Here is a 14,920-nt window from a genome sequence, read left to right as displayed (position 1 = left end):
GGGGGCGCCCACCGGGCGCCCCCGGACGGAGCGCGGGGCCGTCACCGGCCCGAGCCGCTAGTTCAGCCTGGCCCGGGCCGCCGACGCCTCGCCTCGCACCCGCTCCCCGGCGGCCGGGTCCACCGCCTCCACGATTTCCGCGTAGGCCTCCAGCTCCGCGGCCCCCGCCAGGAAGTCCCCCCGCCCCACCAGCAGCCGCGCCCGCTCGTACCGCAGCCGGGCGGGATGCGACGGCAGCAGCAGCGACAGCTCCACCGCCCACAGCGCCACATCCGACCGCTCGGGCCGCGCCGCCGCCCACGCCCGGACGTTGTTCAGGATGCGCAGCACCACGTCGAGCGGATCGGCCGGCCCCAGCGCCGACGGCCGCGACGGCGCCCCCGTCGCCCCGGTCACCAGCAGCTCCGCGTCCCTCCCGGACAGCAGCCGACCCCCGTCGAACGGATCGGCGAGCACCTGCTCCGCCCCCGGCCAGGAACCCGGCCAGGAACCCGGCGAGGAATCCGCCCCGGCGCCCGGCGGGGAATCCGCCCCGGCCCCCGCCCCGAACCCGACCACGAAGTGCCCCGGCAGCGCCACCCCGTACACCGGCGCCCCCGCCCGCCGCGCCACCTCGATCCACACCACCGACAGCAGGATCGGCAGCCCCCGCCGCCGCGCCAGCACCCGGTGCAGCAGCGACGAGTCCAGCCGCCGGTAGTCCGCGGCCGAGCCCCGGAACCCGTGGCCCTCGCCGAGCAGCTCGCGCAGCGCGACCGCCCAGGCGCGCGGCCCGCCGGGCCGGAACGGGAGCCGACCCGCCAGCCGGTCCAGTTCCAGCTGCGCGGCGTCGACGCCCGCCTCGTCCAGGGAGCCGTCCGCCACCGCGCCCACCAGCAGGCACAGCGTGGCCAGGTCGGGCCGCTCGGACCGGACCTCCTGGGCGAACCGGCGCCGCAGGCCGGCGGAGCGTTCGGGGGACGGGGGACGGGGGACGGGGGAATACATGGCTGGGGGATGCCCTCTCGCAGCGATCGGTCACCGGTCCGGTTCCGCCGGCGCTCCGCTCAGGAGCCGTCCGGGGCCCGGTAGTGGTGGTAGGCGTGGTGCGCGGCGAAGCCCAGTCCGCCGTACAGCGCCCGGGCACCGGCGTTGTCCGTCTCGACCTGCAGCCAGGCCGCCGACGCGCCCTCCGCCAGCGCCCGCCGGGCCAGCGCGGCCATCACCTCGCGGGCCAGCCCCCGGCGCCGTAGCGCGGGGTCCACCTCGACGGCCGCGAACCCGGCCCAGCGCCCGTCCACGACACACCGCCCGATCGCGGCCGGCGCCCCGCCCTCCTCGGTGCCGGGCACGGTCGCGAACCACACCGACGGCCCCGCGCCCAGCACCTTGAGCGCGACCTCGCTCATGCCTTTGCGCTGGTAGCGCGCCAGCCACGCCTCGTCCGCCGTCCGGGACAGGGTGACCCCCGCGCCCTCGGCCCGGTCGGCGACCGGCGCCAGGCTCCCGGTCCACAGCTCGGCGCTGACCTCCCGCGTCCAGCCCCGCTCCGCCAGCTCCGCGCACAGCGCCTCCTGCGTGCCCTCGGCCCCGGTGGCGGTCTGGACGTACGCGGGCAGGCCGCGCTCGCCGTACCAGCGCCGTACGGCGGTCAGCGCGTCGTCGAGCGGGAGGCCCGGACCGCCCAGCGGAAGCACCGAGTTGGCCCGCCGCGTGAAGCCCGCCCGCCGCCCGGCCGCCGCCCCCCGCGCACGCGCTCCGCGCGGCACCGGATCGACCGCGGCCCGCAGCTCCCAGTCGCCGAGACGCTCGCTCTCCACCGGCCGCCAGCCCCGGGAGGCGACCCGCGCCAGCTCCTCCCAGGAGGCGGCCGGACCCCGGCGGCGGGCCGGGGCGGAAGGCACCACTTTGCCCGCGACCAGCGAGGATTCACCGATCCGGACGGTCTCGCCGCTCTTGCGTGTGATCAGCAGCACGCCATCGTCCCAGGATGTGAGAACGCCGACCGTGTCGGTGAACCTCCCACCCGGCGCGTCGCCCTCCGCCCACCGCCGCACCGAAACGCGTTTTCCCACGTCAGCGGCGGTGATACGGACCTTCAGACGCCCAGCGCCGGAGATTTCCACGGGTCGGTTCACCCCTCCTGTTCGGATCATGCCCAAGAACGGAGATACTAGAGGCGGGCATCGACGACGCCGCGCTCCCGCGCGCCAGGCGGCGGAGCCTGAGGAGGCCCGCCAGCGCCCGTATCGAGGAGGAACGACAGCGTGACCTACGTCATCGCGCAGCCTTGTGTCGACGTCAAGGACAAGGCGTGTATCGAGGAGTGCCCGGTCGACTGCATCTACGAGGGCCAGCGGTCCTTGTACATCCACCCGGACGAATGCGTCGACTGTGGTGCCTGTGAGCCGGTCTGCCCGGTCGAGGCGATCTTCTACGAGGACGACACTCCCGAGGAGTGGAAGGACTACTACAAGGCGAACGTCGAGTTCTTCGACGAGCTCGGCTCGCCCGGCGGCGCCAGCAAGCTGGGTCTGATCGAGCGCGACCACCCCTTCGTCGCCGCGCTGCCGCCGCAGAACCAGTAGCGGGGGTCCGCACACCCGCGCCGCCTCGGTCCCGTACGGCCTGATCGCCCCCGATCGGCGCCGGACGGGACCGAGGCGTTTGCCGTACCGACGAAAGTGAGCCAAGAACCGTGTCCGCAGTCTCCGACCCGCCGCCCGCCGCCCGCCGCCCCCCTCACGGGGAGTCGCCGCGCGACCGCCTGCCCGTCTTCCCCTGGGACAAGCTGGAGCCCTACCGCGAGACGGCCGCCGCGCACCCGGACGGCATCGTCGACCTGTCCGTCGGCACCCCGGTCGACCCGGTCCCCGAGCTGATCCAGAAGGCTCTGGTCGACGCGGCCGACTCCCCGGGCTACCCGACGGTCTGGGGCACCCCGGCCCTGCGCGACGCGATCACCGGCTGGGTGGAGCGCCGGCTCGGCGCCCGGGACGTCACCCACCGCCACGTCCTGCCGGTCGTCGGCTCCAAGGAACTCGTCGCCTGGCTCCCCACCCAGCTGGGCCTCGGCCCCGGCGACACGGTGGCCTTCCCCCGCCTGGCCTACCCGACGTACGAGGTCGGCGCCCGGCTGGCCCGCGCCGGGTACGTCGCCTACGACGACCCCACCGAGCTGGACCCGGCGGGCCTGCGGCTGCTGTGGCTCAACTCCCCGTCCAACCCGACGGGGAAGGTCCTCTCCAAGGCCGAGCTGACCCGGATCGTCGCCTGGGCCCGCGAGCACGGCGTGCTGGTCGTCTCCGACGAGTGCTACCTGGAGCTGGGCTGGGAGGCCGACCCGGTCTCGGTCCTGCACCCGGACGTCAACGGCGGTTCGTACGACGGTCTGGTGGCGGTGCACTCGCTGTCCAAGCGCTCCAACCTGGCCGGCTACCGGGCCGCCTTCCTCGCCGGCGACCCGGCCGTCCTCGGCCCGCTCCTGGAGATCCGCAAGCACGGCGGCATGATGACGTCCGCGCCGACCCAGGCGGCCGTGGTGGCCGCCCTCGGCGACGACGAGCACGTCCGCGTCCAGCGCGAGCGGTACGCCGCCCGCCGCACCGCCCTGCGCGAGGCGCTGCTCGGCCACGGCTTCCGCATCGAGCACAGCGAAGCCAGTCTCTACCTGTGGGCCACGCGCGACGAGTCCTGCTGGGAGACCGTCTCCCACCTGGCGGCGCGGGGCATCCTGGTCGCCCCGGGCGACTTCTACGGCCCGGCGGGCGACCGTTTCGTACGCGTCGCCCTGACGGCGACGGACGAACGGGTCCGCGCGGCGGTGGAACGGCTGTCCTGACGGCCCCGACGGGCGACGGCGGACAACGCGCACAGCGGCCGGCAACGGCGACGGCGGGGTCCGGGAGAGCGTTCCCCCGGACCCCGCCGTCGTGACGCGAACGGGGTGTCAGCCGCCCAGCGGCAGGCCCTTGCCGACGGAAGGGGCCGGCAGGGTGCGAGCGGTCTCGCCGACGAGGTCCCCGGTGGAGCCGGCCGTGTCCCCGGCGGCCTTCTGCGCGGCCGGCGTGGCCTTCTTGACGACCGAGCCACCGGTCTTGCCCGCGGCCGGCACGCTCTTCCGCACGGCCTTGCCGCCGGACTCGCCCGCGGTCTTGGTGACCTTCTGGGCGGCGGAGTCCACGGTGTTGCCGACGTTCGCGCCGTCCAGGGCGCTCAGCCCGCTCAGGTTCGGGGCGGCGGGCAGCTCCGGGGCCGCGCTGGCGGAGCCGGCCGCACCGACCCCGGCAGCCGCTCCCGCGGCGACGAGCAGCGCGGCACGGGCGATCCGGCGGGTCAGGGGGAGGGACATGATGCTCCTTCGACGGAAGGTCAACAGTGGTGGGGTCCTCTCGGACGCAGTGACTACCGCTCGAAGGCCGCGAAGGTTGCGGCAGCACAACGCAAAGAGTTGGCAATGAGTCGTATTGTCGAGTGCGGAGGAAAAGGGGCGAAAGGGCCCGGCCGGAAAGTCCGCCGAATGCCTCGCAGCCCTGTGTTCCCAAGGGTTTCGGCGTCCGGCCGGTGACCGAGGGGAAAGGTGCCCGCGTTGTCGCCCGGACGCCGTCCGAATAATCCGCCCGGGTGAGGACTCGCACGGTCGGCCGGGTCTACCGCGCGGTCACGATCCGGACCGACCCGGTGCTCCGCTCCGCGCCCCGGGCCCCGGCCGCCGCCAGCGCCCGCCACCGGCCGACGGTGTTCCAGGCCGCCCCCGCGCGCCACTCGCGCCCCGCGTACACCACCCGCTCGATGTGCAGCGCCGAGGCGTTGGCCACCGCCCAGTGCGCCAGCTGCCAGCCGCGGTGCCGGGCGCTCCGCCCGGTCTCCGGGCCCGCCCCGGCGGCCACCGGCAGCGTCACGGTCCGTCCGTCGGCACCGCCCGCCGCCGGCGCCCGCCGTGCGGTTCCCGCGCCCTGCGCGGCGCGGGCGGACCGCGCGGACGGGGCCGCCGGCGAGGCGTCCGCCGCCGCGTCGGCCGGCCGCAGCACCGCCCGCCCGAAGTCCCGCACCAGCGCCGCCCGTACCGCCCGCGGACCGCCGGCCCGGACCGCGCCCGGACGTCCCGCGCAGGTCAGCGTGGCCGCGGACCGCCCGGTCAGGGCGGCGGCGAGCAGCGCGGCGTACGGCTCGTGCCTGGCGTACGCCTTCGGGAAGCCGCTGCGCTGCACCCGCTGGGCGGCGACGGTCAGCGGCAGCCGCGTGTAGCCGGGCACCTCGACCAGACGGTCGTAGAACCTCCCCGCCGCGTACGTCGGGTCCATGATCCGGGCCGGGGTGCCCCAGCCCTGGGAGGGCCGCTGCTGGAACAGCCCGAGGGAGTCCCGGTCGCCGTGGCGGACGTTGTGCAGCGCCGACTCCTGGAGCGCGGTCGCCAGGGCGATGGTCACCGCCCTTTCGGGCAGGCCGCGCGCGGTGCCCACGGCCGTGACGGTCGCCGCGTTCACCGCCTGCTCCGGTGTGAACCCGTACTCCTCGTCGCCGTCCGCCGCGGAGACGACGGCGCAGCCCATCGCGCCGGTGCCCGCGGTGAGGTACTGCGCCACGAGGTACCCGGCGAGCGCGGCCAGCACCGTCAGGGCCGCGCCGAAACGGAGCAGACGGCCGCGGCGCTTGCTGGTGAGGGGCGGCGGTGGCACGGGGAACAAGGTACTGGAGGGCACGGCCGGTGCCCGGTCAGGCACGAGGTGTGCCCCCAAGGGCAGGGGTTAGGGTCGGTGTCATGGCCGACACCCCGCTTGACCTCTCGCTGAACGCCGCCGAGCTGACCGCCCGGCTGGTCGACCTCCCCTCCGTCAGCGGCTCCGAGAAGCCGCTCGCCGACGCGATCGAGGACGCCCTGCGCGCCCTGCCGCACCTGACGGTCGACCGGCACGGCAACAACGTCGTGGCCCGCACGGACCTCGGGCGCGGGGAGCGGGTGATCCTCGCCGGGCACATCGACACGGTGCCGATCGCGGACAACGTGCCCTCGCGGCTGGACGAGGACGGGGTGCTGTGGGGCTGCGGGACCTGCGACATGAAGGCGGGCGTGGCGGTGCAGCTGCGCATCGCCGCCACCGTCCCGGCCCCCAACCGCGACCTGACCTTCGTCTTCTACGACAACGAGGAGGTCGCCTCCGACCTCAACGGACTGGGGCACGTGGCCGAGGCGCACCCCGAGTGGCTGGCGGGCGACTTCGCGGTGCTCCTGGAGCCGTCCGACGGGCAGGTCGAGGGCGGCTGCCAGGGCACGCTGCGGGTGCTGCTGAAGACCGCGGGCGAGCGCGCGCACTCCGCGCGGAGCTGGATGGGGTCCAACGCCATCCACGCCGCCGCCCCGATCCTGGCCCGGCTGGCCGCCTACGAGCCCCGGTACCCGGTGATCGACGGCCTGGAGTACCGCGAGGGCCTCAACGCGGTCCGGATCCTCGGGGGAGTGGCCGGCAACGTGATCCCCGACGAGTGCGTGGTCACCGTCAACTTCCGCTACGCCCCCGACCGTTCGCCACAGGAGGCGCTCGCCCACGTCCGCGAGGTCTTCGCGGACTGCGGGGTGGCGGAGTTCGTCGTCGACGACCACAGCGGCGCCGCCCTGCCCGGGCTCTCCCACCCGGCCGCCGCCGCCTTCATCGAGGCGGTGGGCGGCACCCCGCAGCCGAAGTACGGCTGGACGGACGTCTCCCGTTTCTCCGCGCTCGGCGTCCCCGCGGTCAACTACGGCCCCGGCAACCCGCACCTGGCGCACAAGCGCGACGAGCGCGTGGAAGTGGCGAAGATCCTCGCGGGTGAGGAACGCCTGCGCGCGTGGCTCACCGCCTGATCACCCATATGGTTTGAGCCGCTGCACGGCGGACATGCTGAGGTACCCCGGACGTAACCCGCGTGGATCTACGCTGAGGCGGAACGACGGCACGACGCAAGGGAGCTCCGCATGCCCACCGGCAACCCAGAAGGCAAGAAGCAGCCGCCGGACGAGCAGCGCACGGGGCCGGTCCTGCGCAGGCGGGAGCAGGTCAAGCCGAGCACCACGGACCAGCGGCTGCTGGACGAGCGGGCGCCCACCGACTGGGTGCACACCGACCCCTGGCGGGTGCTGCGCATCCAGGCGGAGTTCATCGAGGGCTTCGGCACGCTCGCCGAACTCCCGCCCGCCATCAGCGTCTTCGGCTCCGCCCGGACGCCTGCGGACTCCCCGGAGTACGAGGCCGGCGTCCGCCTGGGCCGCGGTCTGGTGGAGGCCGGCTTCGCGGTGATCACCGGCGGTGGCCCCGGCGCCATGGAGGCGGCCAACAAGGGCGCCTGCGAGGCGGGCGGCACCTCGGTCGGCCTCGGCATCGAGCTGCCCTTCGAGCAGGGCCTGAACCCGTACGTCGACATCGGCCTCAACTTCCGCTACTTCTTCGTGCGCAAGATGATGTTCGTCAAGTACGCGCAGGGCTTCGTGGTCCTGCCCGGCGGCCTCGGCACCCTCGACGAGCTTTTCGAGGCCCTCACCCTGGTCCAGACCCAGAAGGTGACCCGCTTCCCGATCGTCCTGTTCGGCACGGAGTACTGGGGCGGCCTGGTCGACTGGCTGAAGAACACCCTGATCGCCCAGGGCAAGGCGGCCGAGCAGGACCTGCTGCTGTTCCACCTGACGGACGACGTGGACGAGGCGGTCGCGCTGGTCTCCAAGGAGGCCGGGCGCTGACCTCCCGCGCCGCTACGCCAGCCCCCGGCGGGCCACCGCGGGGGGCCGGTGACCGGCGATGGACGCCACCATGTCCAGCACCTGCCGGGTCTGGGCCACCTCGTGCACCCGGTACACCCGCGCGCCCAGCCAGGCCGAGACCGCCGTCGTCGCCAGGGTGCCCAGGAGCCGCTCCTTGACGGGCTTGTCCAGGGTCTCGCCGACGAAGTCCTTGTTGGACAGGGAGACCAGCACCGGCCACCCGGTCCGCGTCATCTCACCGAGCCGCCGGGTCGCCTCCAGGCTGTGCCGGGTGTTCTTGCCGAAGTCGTGCCCCGGGTCGATCAGCACCGACTCCCGGGGCACGCCGAGGGCCACCGCCCGCTCGGCCAGTCCCAGCGTCACCTCCAGGATGTCGGCCATGACGTCGTCGTACGTCACCCGGTGCGGGCGGGTGCGCGGCTCGGCGCCGCCGGCGTGGGTGCAGACCAGGCCGGCGCCGTAGCGGGCCGCGACCTCGGCGAGCTTGGGGTCCACGCCGCCCCACGCGTCGTTCAGCAGGTCCGCGCCCGCCTCGCAGACGGCCTCGCCGACCTCGTGCCGCCAGGTGTCGACGCTGATCACGACGTCCGGGAAGCGCCGGCGCACCTGGGCGACGAACCCGACCGTGCGCCGCGCCTCCTCCTCGGCGCTCACCTCGTCGCCGGGACCGGCCTTCACCCCGCCGATGTCGATGATCGCGGCCCCCTCGGCGACGGCCCGCTCCACGCGCGCCAGCGCCGGCTCGTCGTGGAAGGTGGCGCCCCGGTCGTAGAAGGAGTCGGGGGTCCGGTTGACGATCGCCATGATCACCGGCTCGTGCGCCTCGAACACGCGCCTGCCCAGCCTGAGCATCCCCTGTGTCTCCTTCTCCCAGAGTCTTCGCGCGCCCTGTGCGCGGTCCGGTCGCGGTCCGCCCGCGGCCCCGCCTGTCAGACTCGCATGGCACGATCGACCTGACACACCCGACTCCTGTCCGTACCGGTCCGGGGTCCGTACCGACTCCGACTCCGTACCGACTCCGTACCGACTCCGTCCGATCATCGAGATCATCGACCGTGGGGGCCCCAGCGGTGGTTATGTTCCTCTTCCTCGTCATCGCGCTCGCCGTCGTGGTCGCCGCGGTGACCCTCGCCGTGGTCGGCGGCGGCCAGAGCGGCCCGCTGCCCGACGCCCCGCCCGAGCGGCCGGCCGACGCGCTGCCCGCCGAGCGGCCGGTGAACCGCGCCGACGTGGACAGCCTGCGCTTCCCGCTCACCCTGCGCGGCTACCGCATGGCCGACGTCGACGACGCCCTCGGCCGGCTCGGCGCCGAGCTGGCCGAGCGCGACGCCCGCATCGCCGACCTGGAGGCCGCCCTCGCGGGGGCCCGGTCCGGGGAGGAGGCCGTCTCCGTGGAGAAGCGGGCCCCCCTGGAGAGGCGGTCCGAGGAGGAGGGCGGTTGAGCGCCGCCGCGATCGGCCCGGACGGCGCTCCGCGCTGCCCCTGGGCGCTGTCCACCGCCGACTACGTCACGTACCACGACGAGGAGTGGGGCCGCCCGGTCCACGGCGACGACGCGCTGTTCGAGCGGCTCAGCCTGGAGGCGTTCCAGTCCGGTCTGTCCTGGATCACCATCCTGCGCCGCCGGCCCGGCTTCCGCGCCGCCTTCGCCGGGTTCGGGATCGAGGCGGTGGCGGGGTTCACCGACGAGGACCGCGAGCGGCTGCTCGCCGACCCGGGCATCATCCGCAACCGCGCCAAGATCGACGCGACCCTGGCCAACGCGCGGGTGCTGGCCGGCTGGGACCCGGGCGAGCTGGACGAGCTGGTCTGGTCCCACGCCCCCGACCCGGCGGGCCGCCCGGCCCCCAGGTCCCCGGCCGACGTCCCGCCGGTCACGGCCGAGTCGACCGCCCTGGCCAAGGCGCTGAGGAAGCGGGGCCTGCGCTTCGTCGGCCCGACGACGGCGTACGCCCTGATGCAGGCGTGCGGACTGGTCGACGACCACCTGGCGGACTGCGTGGCCCGGCGCACCTGAGCGGCGGGCTACCGGCCCAGGTACCGCGGCTTCTCCTTGTTCACGAACGCCCGCACCGCGATGCCGTGGTCCTGCGAGGAGCCCGCCCGTGACTGCAGCTCGTCCTCCTTCTCCAGCGTCTCGGCGAGGGAGTGCGTCAGCCCGTACGCCATCGACTCCTTCAGCGCCGCGTACGCCACCGTCGGCCCCTCGGCCAGCGCGCGGGCAATCTTCTCGGCCTCGGCACGCAGCTCGCCGGCCGGGACCAGACGGTTGGCGATGCCCAGCTCGTACGCCTCCTGGGCGGTGACGGTGCGCGGGAAGAGCAGCAGGTCGGCGGCGCGGCCGGGGCCGACCACCCGGGGCAGCGTCCAGGAGACCCCGGAGTCGGCGGTCAGCGCCACGCCCGCGAACGAGGTGGTGAACGTCGCCGTGTCCGCGACGATCCGGTAGTCCGCCGCGAGCGCGAAGCCGAGGCCCGCCCCCGCCGCCACCCCGTTCACCGCGGCGACCACCGGCTTCGGCGCCCCGGCCAGCGCCCGCACGATCGGGTTGTAGTGCTCCCGCACGGTGCTCATGGTCTGGCCCGAGCCGGTCTCGCGGTCGGCGGCCAGCAGCCCGATGTGCTCCTTGAGGTCCTGGCCCACGCAGAACGCCCGGTCACCGGCGGCGGTGAGCAGCACCGCCCGCACGGCGCCGTCGTCCGCCGCGGCGCGCGCCGCGTCCCGCAGGGCGGCCTTGGTCTCGATGTCCAGCGCGTTCATCGCCCCGGGGCGGTTCAGCGTGATCGTCGCGAGTCCGTCGCTCACCTCGTAGAGCACCGTGTCGGTCATGGCGTGTCCCCTCCGCGTCGTCCGGTCCTGTCCCTGTCCTGTCCTGTCCGAGGGACAGCATGTCGGAGATCACCGGCGCTGGAGGTGTGACCTCCGTCAAAGAGTTCCGGTTCGTATTCGTTCGGTGGAAGTGCGTGCGGGCGCGCAGTATCGCAGTTCCGTCCCTGAATTGAGTGGTTTTGCTCGCGTGCGTTGCCCAAGCGATGCCGACCGATGTTGGTCATCGGGTCCTGCGATGCGGGATAATGGCCTGGAAGCAATGTGTTCGATGCCGGTGTCGCGTGTCCCGTGTACGGGGCTGCGCGTGCCCTCGCGGGCCGTCGGCCTGGACGATGAACTGGTATCAGGAAGGGGAACGAGCATGGCGGCCATGAAGCCGCGGACGGGTGACGGCCCGCTCGAGGTGACCAAGGAGGGGCGGGGCATCGTCATGCGCGTTCCGCTCGAAGGCGGCGGTCGGCTCGTCGTCGAGCTGACCCCCGACGAGGCCGACGCACTGGGCGACGCCCTCAAGAAGGTCGTCGGCTGACGCGCGAGCGACCATACCTGTCCAGTCGCCCCGGTACCGCACGCGGTACCGGGGCGACTGTCGTCGTGGCCCCGGCGAAGCCGCGGCTACCGCTTCACCGCGCACAGCAGGCCCTCGCCCACCGGCAGCAGCGAGGGCACCAGCTCCTGGCTCTCCCGCACCGCCCGCAGCAGTTCGCGCAGCCGCAGCACCTCGGTGGGCTGCGGCCCCGAGTCGACCGTCCGGCCGTGGGCGAAGACGCCCTCGAACACGACCAGGCCGCCCGGCCGCAGCAGACGCAACGATTCGGCGAGGTAGTCGAGGTACTCCAGCCGGTCGCCGTCGCAGAAGACGAGGTCGTAGCCGGCGTCCGCGAGGCGGGGCAGGACGTCCAGGGCCCGGCCCGGGATGAAGCGCGCCCGGTTGCTGGCGAACCCCGAGGCGCGGAAGGCCTGGCGGGCGAACTGCTGGTGCTCCGGCTCGGGGTCGACCGTGGTGAGCACGCCGTCCGGCCGCATGCCGTGCAGCAGGTGGATACCGGAGACACCGCAGCCGGTGCCTATCTCCGCGACCGCCTTGGCGTCCACGGCGGCGGCGAGCAGCCGCAGCGCGGAGCCCGTGCCGGGCGTCACCGAGCGCAGGCCCGCCTCGTGGGCCCGGTCACGGGCCCAGAGCAGCGTGTCGTCCTCGGCGACATAGGCGTCGGCGAGCGCCCAGCTCGTCTGCCGGTTGCCGGTAATGACCCTCTCCTGTCCCCGTCGAAGCCTCGGCGTGACTGTATCCGTTGGCGTCGGGAACCCGCAGATGGGACCGGTCGTTTGAAGGGGTGGGGGACGAGAGGACCGAGTGGGCGGGGCTGCGACGGGGGCAGGGGATGGACCAGGGAACGGACCGGGACGCCGAGCAAGTGATGACGCAGCCGTACGAGCCGGGTCAGCTCGCATCAAATTCTCGTAAAACCGCTTATCCGGAGCTAACGGGCGAGGTGGCTATGGTAGGGGCTCCACTGGACACCACCAGAGCCGACAGGGGAGGTGCGGCCGGGCCCGGGGACCGTCGGGGAGCGCTGCGGCGCTTCCTCGGATCGGCGGGCAGGCCGAAATCCGTGAACGACACCGCTGCTGACCCCAGCCACGCCGCCGGCGCCGCCGGCCAGGACCGGACCGCGACCTTCTCCACCGACGCGGACGGGCAGGCGTGGACTCCGCCCACCTGGGAGGAGATCGTCAGCACGCACAGCGGCCGGGTCTACCGGCTCGCCTACCGCCTGACGGGCAACCAGCACGACGCCGAGGACCTCACCCAGGAGGTCTTCGTCCGCGTCTTCCGCTCCCTGTCCACCTACACGCCGGGCACCTTCGAGGGCTGGCTGCACCGCATCACGACCAACCTCTTCCTGGACATGGTCCGCCGCAAGCAGCGCATCCGCTTCGACGCCCTCGGCGACGACGCCGCCGAGCGGCTGCCGAGCCGGGAGCCCACCCCGCAGCAGGTCTTCAACGACGCGCACTTCGACGCCGACGTCCAGCAGGCGCTGGACACCCTCGCGCCCGAGTTCCGCGCCGCGGTCGTCCTGTGCGACATCGAGGGACTGTCCTACGAGGAGATCGCCGCCACTCTCGGCGTCAAGCTCGGCACGGTCCGCTCCCGGATCCACCGGGGCCGCTCCCAGCTGCGCAAGGCCCTCGCGCACCGCTCGCCGCAGGCGCGTGCCGAGCGCCGCTCCTTCATGGCCCGCGTCCCCGCACTGGGAGGAGGGGGCGCGAGCGCGTGAGCGGTTCACGGCCGAAGTCCGAGGGACACCTCGCAGAGCAGCATCTGGGAGACCGACTCTCCGCCCTGGTGGACGGCGAGCTCGGTCATGACGCGCGCGAGCGCGTGCTGGCGCACGTGGCCACCTGCGCCAAGTGCAAGGCGGAAGTGGACGCGCAGCGCCGGTTGAAGAACGTGTTCGCCGAGGCCGCCGGCCCCGCCCCCTCCGAGAGCCTCCTGGCACGTCTCCAGGGGCTGCCCGGCGGTGACGGTCCATCGGCGGGCGGTGACGCGCTGTCCGGGTTCTCCGACCCGGCCGGGCGGTTCGGCTCCGCCGGGGCCTTCGGGGTCAGGCGGGGAGGGACGTTCGAGTTCGGCTACGCGCCCTCCCGGTCGCACACCCCGTCGGCGCTGGCGCCCTCCGCGCCGGGCCGTGGCTTCCGCATCCACGACGTCGGACGGCAGGAGTCCGACCGGCCGGCCTCGCGTGGACTGCGGTTCGCGTTCGTCGCCGCCGGAGCGGTGTCGCTGGCCGCGGTCGCCCTCGGCGGCGTCACGGCCGGCATCCCCGACAGCACCACGGAGGCGCGCGGCGCCGGGGCCGGCAGCAATGTGACCCCGGCCCGCACTCAGGGCACGGGATCGTCGACGACCCCGGAGGCCCAGCGCCGGCGCCTGCTCGCGCCGCTGTTCGGACAGGCCGCGGGCCAGGGGGCGCCGGGTGACGCCCCGGTGGCGTCCACCGCGGCCTCCGCACCGCCGCTGCCCGGACTGCCGGCGCCCTCGGCGGGGCCCGACGACCAAAGTGGTCCTCCCCTGACCGCTCCCGTCATGGCCGGAGCCGTCGCGATGTCCCCGCTCATACGTCCCTTCGAGGCCGTGGCGCCGGTCGCGCTGTCCTCCTGGCCGACGACGTCCGGGGCCGACGCGCCCGGCCTGCTCACCGCACCCGTCCCCGATCCGTACGCGTCCCCGTCCACCGCCCCCTCGGCCTCACCGGCCGCGTCCTCCTTCTCCTCCGCTCCCTGACCGGCCGCTGTGCGCCGACGACCGGGTTTGATCGAATCAGGGACGGCGCGCGGCCGACGGGCCGTGCGGCGGCCGGCTGCGGGGAGAACACGGCCGAGGGAAAGCCCGACGGCGGCCTCGAGCCGGCCCGGCCCCGGGAACCGGAGGGCGGCCAGGACGGTGACGGCCCCGGGGACGAGGCCGGCCGCTAGGCGGGCGACGTGATCACCGCCGTGGACGGCCGCCGGATCCACTCCGGTGAGGAACCGATCGTCCGGACCCGCGCCCACCGCCCCGGCGACCGGCTCGCCCCCACCCCGGAGCGCGACGGCACGGTGAGGAAGGTCTCGCCGGTGCCCGGTTCCTCGGACGGGGACCGGACGGCGAGGCGGACAACGCGGAAAACGGCCGGCCCGGCGCACGGCGAGCGGACGGGACTGTACCGGTCTCATGGGATGGGCGGGTACCGTGGAGGCGGCCCGGACATCCCAAGGAGCTTCAGGTGTTCAATGACATAGGACCACTCGAGCTGGTCACGCTCGTCGTCCTCGCCGTGCTCGTCTTCGGTCCGGACAAGCTCCCCAAGGTCATCCAGGACGTGACGCGCACGATCCGCAAGATCCGCGAGTTCTCGGAGAGCGCCAAACAGGACATCCGGCAGGAGCTCGGCCCCGAGTTCAAGGACTTCGAGTTCGAGGACCTCAACCCCAAGACGTTCCTCCGCAAGCAGCTGGACAACGACGACCTGGGGCTCAAGGAGATCCGCAACGGCTTCGACCTGAAGAAGGAGATGGCCGAGGTCGCCGACGCCGTCCAGGGCCGGGAGTCCGAGAGCTCCGCGACCGCGTCCTCCTCGCCCTCCGGCCGGATCGACATGACCAAGCAGCCGGAGACCGCGGTGCGCGAGGAGCGCCCGCCCTTCGACGCGGACGCCACCTGACGCCTGTCGCCCGTCATACTCCGTTGCGGTGGTGCGCGGCCTGAACCCGCCGTCCGGGCATCCACGCGCCGGGCGCTTTCCCGGCCGCCCCGACCGGTGTGGTTATGCTGCCGACTTGTTGTACGGATCGTACGAGTACGCCCGAAGGGGGGCGGGCCGTTCCGGTCCGACG

Annotated in this window: 17 protein-coding genes; 10 read left to right on the top strand and 7 right to left on the bottom strand. The window is 74.1% G+C overall.

Annotated features, from left to right (window positions below; all coding sequences use genetic code 11):
* Positions 1 to 57: 57 nt before the first annotated feature.
* Together ACY1JF_RS07325 and ACY1JF_RS07320 are read right to left on the bottom strand one after the other, a co-directional pair.
* Positions 58 to 987, bottom strand: coding sequence for a transglutaminase family protein (locus tag ACY1JF_RS07325; RefSeq protein WP_462704164.1), 930 nt, complete (start codon positions 985 to 987; stop codon positions 58 to 60).
* Between the two features lie 59 nt (positions 988 to 1,046).
* Positions 1,047 to 2,105, bottom strand: a complete 1,059-nt coding sequence (locus ACY1JF_RS07320; protein ID WP_462704282.1) for a GNAT family N-acetyltransferase — start codon at positions 2,103 to 2,105, stop codon at positions 1,047 to 1,049.
* A 141-nt stretch (positions 2,106 to 2,246) separates the two neighbouring features.
* On the opposite strand from ACY1JF_RS07320, the gene fdxA reads away from it, so the two are divergent.
* Both fdxA and ACY1JF_RS07310 read left to right on the top strand, forming a co-directional pair.
* A complete protein-coding gene (gene fdxA, locus ACY1JF_RS07315) occupies positions 2,247 to 2,567 on the top strand; it encodes a ferredoxin (protein ID WP_003973842.1) in 321 nt (106 codons plus the stop codon).
* Positions 2,568 to 2,746: 179 nt separating this feature from the next.
* Positions 2,747 to 3,820: a bifunctional succinyldiaminopimelate transaminase/glutamate-prephenate aminotransferase gene (locus ACY1JF_RS07310; RefSeq protein ID WP_462704281.1), complete on the top strand. Its 1,074-nt coding sequence runs from the start codon at positions 2,747 to 2,749 to the stop codon at positions 3,818 to 3,820.
* Between the two features lie 108 nt (positions 3,821 to 3,928).
* Here ACY1JF_RS07310 and ACY1JF_RS07305 read toward each other — a convergent pair whose 3' ends face one another.
* Entirely contained in the window at positions 3,929 to 4,330 is a 402-nt protein-coding gene (locus ACY1JF_RS07305) for an ATP-binding protein (protein WP_462704163.1), read from the bottom strand.
* 298 nt (positions 4,331 to 4,628) lie between these two features.
* Entirely contained in the window at positions 4,629 to 5,657 is a 1,029-nt protein-coding gene (locus ACY1JF_RS07300) for a heavy metal transporter (protein WP_462704162.1), read from the bottom strand.
* An 83-nt stretch (positions 5,658 to 5,740) separates the two neighbouring features.
* On the opposite strand from ACY1JF_RS07300, the gene dapE reads away from it, so the two are divergent.
* On the top strand, positions 5,741 to 6,820 hold the full coding sequence (gene dapE, locus ACY1JF_RS07295) for a succinyl-diaminopimelate desuccinylase (protein WP_462704161.1): 1,080 nt from the start codon (positions 5,741 to 5,743) through the stop codon (positions 6,818 to 6,820).
* Positions 6,821 to 6,931: 111 nt separating this feature from the next.
* Positions 6,932 to 7,690, top strand: coding sequence for an LOG family protein (locus ACY1JF_RS07290; protein ID WP_462704160.1), 759 nt, complete (start codon positions 6,932 to 6,934; stop codon positions 7,688 to 7,690).
* A gap of 12 nt (positions 7,691 to 7,702) precedes the next feature.
* Here ACY1JF_RS07290 and folP read toward each other — a convergent pair whose 3' ends face one another.
* The gene (gene folP, locus ACY1JF_RS07285) at positions 7,703 to 8,563 is read right to left on the bottom strand and encodes a dihydropteroate synthase (RefSeq protein WP_462704159.1); all 861 of its coding nucleotides are present in this window, start codon (positions 8,561 to 8,563) and stop codon (positions 7,703 to 7,705) included.
* Positions 8,564 to 8,781: 218 nt separating this feature from the next.
* On the opposite strand from folP, the gene ACY1JF_RS07280 reads away from it, so the two are divergent.
* Together ACY1JF_RS07280 and ACY1JF_RS07275 are read left to right on the top strand one after the other, a co-directional pair.
* Positions 8,782 to 9,153: a DivIVA domain-containing protein gene (locus ACY1JF_RS07280; RefSeq protein WP_462704158.1), complete on the top strand. Its 372-nt coding sequence runs from the start codon at positions 8,782 to 8,784 to the stop codon at positions 9,151 to 9,153.
* The gene (locus tag ACY1JF_RS07275; RefSeq protein WP_462704157.1) at positions 9,150 to 9,728 is read left to right on the top strand and encodes a DNA-3-methyladenine glycosylase I; all 579 of its coding nucleotides are present in this window, start codon (positions 9,150 to 9,152) and stop codon (positions 9,726 to 9,728) included. Before ACY1JF_RS07280 ends, ACY1JF_RS07275 begins: the two co-directional genes overlap by 4 nt.
* Positions 9,729 to 9,736: 8 nt before the next feature.
* Here ACY1JF_RS07275 and chcB read toward each other — a convergent pair whose 3' ends face one another.
* The gene (gene chcB, locus ACY1JF_RS07270) at positions 9,737 to 10,540 is read right to left on the bottom strand and encodes a 2-cyclohexenylcarbonyl CoA isomerase (protein WP_462704156.1); all 804 of its coding nucleotides are present in this window, start codon (positions 10,538 to 10,540) and stop codon (positions 9,737 to 9,739) included.
* Between the two features lie 361 nt (positions 10,541 to 10,901).
* Between chcB and ACY1JF_RS07265 the strand changes: the two genes are divergently transcribed.
* Entirely contained in the window at positions 10,902 to 11,069 is a 168-nt protein-coding gene (locus ACY1JF_RS07265) for a DUF3117 domain-containing protein (protein WP_003966491.1), read from the top strand.
* Between the two features lie 86 nt (positions 11,070 to 11,155).
* On the opposite strand, the gene ACY1JF_RS07260 is transcribed toward ACY1JF_RS07265, so the two are convergent.
* A complete protein-coding gene (locus tag ACY1JF_RS07260; protein WP_462704280.1) occupies positions 11,156 to 11,854 on the bottom strand; it encodes an O-methyltransferase in 699 nt (232 codons plus the stop codon).
* Positions 11,855 to 12,039: 185 nt separating this feature from the next.
* Here ACY1JF_RS07260 and sigE point away from each other — a divergent pair, with 185 nt between their 5' ends.
* From sigE to ACY1JF_RS07245, 3 genes are all read left to right on the top strand, one after another.
* A complete protein-coding gene (sigE, locus tag ACY1JF_RS07255) occupies positions 12,040 to 12,822 on the top strand; it encodes an RNA polymerase sigma factor SigE (protein ID WP_462704155.1) in 783 nt (260 codons plus the stop codon).
* Complete coding sequence (locus ACY1JF_RS07250) at positions 12,819 to 13,829, top strand: zf-HC2 domain-containing protein (protein WP_462704154.1); 1,011 nt, start codon at positions 12,819 to 12,821, stop codon at positions 13,827 to 13,829. The genes sigE and ACY1JF_RS07250 overlap by 4 nt, the downstream gene beginning before the upstream one ends.
* Positions 13,830 to 14,310: 481 nt before the next feature.
* A complete protein-coding gene (locus ACY1JF_RS07245; protein WP_462704153.1) occupies positions 14,311 to 14,748 on the top strand; it encodes a sec-independent translocase in 438 nt (145 codons plus the stop codon).
* Positions 14,749 to 14,920 lie beyond the last annotated feature (172 nt).

This window comes from Streptomyces sp. SYSU D01066-1, assembly GCF_054956795.1.
This window is presented reverse-complemented; position numbering and strand designations above follow the sequence as displayed.

What these genes read in the sequence shown, in the direction of transcription:
- ACY1JF_RS07325 (WP_462704164.1), bottom strand. Translation starts at nt 987, where the DNA reads ATGTATTCCCCCGTCCCCCGTCCCCCGTCCCCCGAACGCTCCGCCGGC.
- ACY1JF_RS07305 (WP_462704163.1), bottom strand. Translation starts at nt 4,330, where the DNA reads ATGTCCCTCCCCCTGACCCGCCGGATCGCCCGTGCCGCGCTGCTCGTC.
- dapE (WP_462704161.1), top strand. Translation starts at nt 5,741, where the DNA reads ATGGCCGACACCCCGCTTGACCTCTCGCTGAACGCCGCCGAGCTGACC.
- ACY1JF_RS07290 (WP_462704160.1), top strand. Translation starts at nt 6,932, where the DNA reads ATGCCCACCGGCAACCCAGAAGGCAAGAAGCAGCCGCCGGACGAGCAG.
- folP (WP_462704159.1), bottom strand. Translation starts at nt 8,563, where the DNA reads ATGCTCAGGCTGGGCAGGCGCGTGTTCGAGGCGCACGAGCCGGTGATC.
- chcB (WP_462704156.1), bottom strand. Translation starts at nt 10,540, where the DNA reads ATGACCGACACGGTGCTCTACGAGGTGAGCGACGGACTCGCGACGATC.
- ACY1JF_RS07265 (WP_003966491.1), top strand. Translation starts at nt 10,902, where the DNA reads ATGGCGGCCATGAAGCCGCGGACGGGTGACGGCCCGCTCGAGGTGACC.
- sigE (WP_462704155.1), top strand. Translation starts at nt 12,040, where the DNA reads ATGGTAGGGGCTCCACTGGACACCACCAGAGCCGACAGGGGAGGTGCG.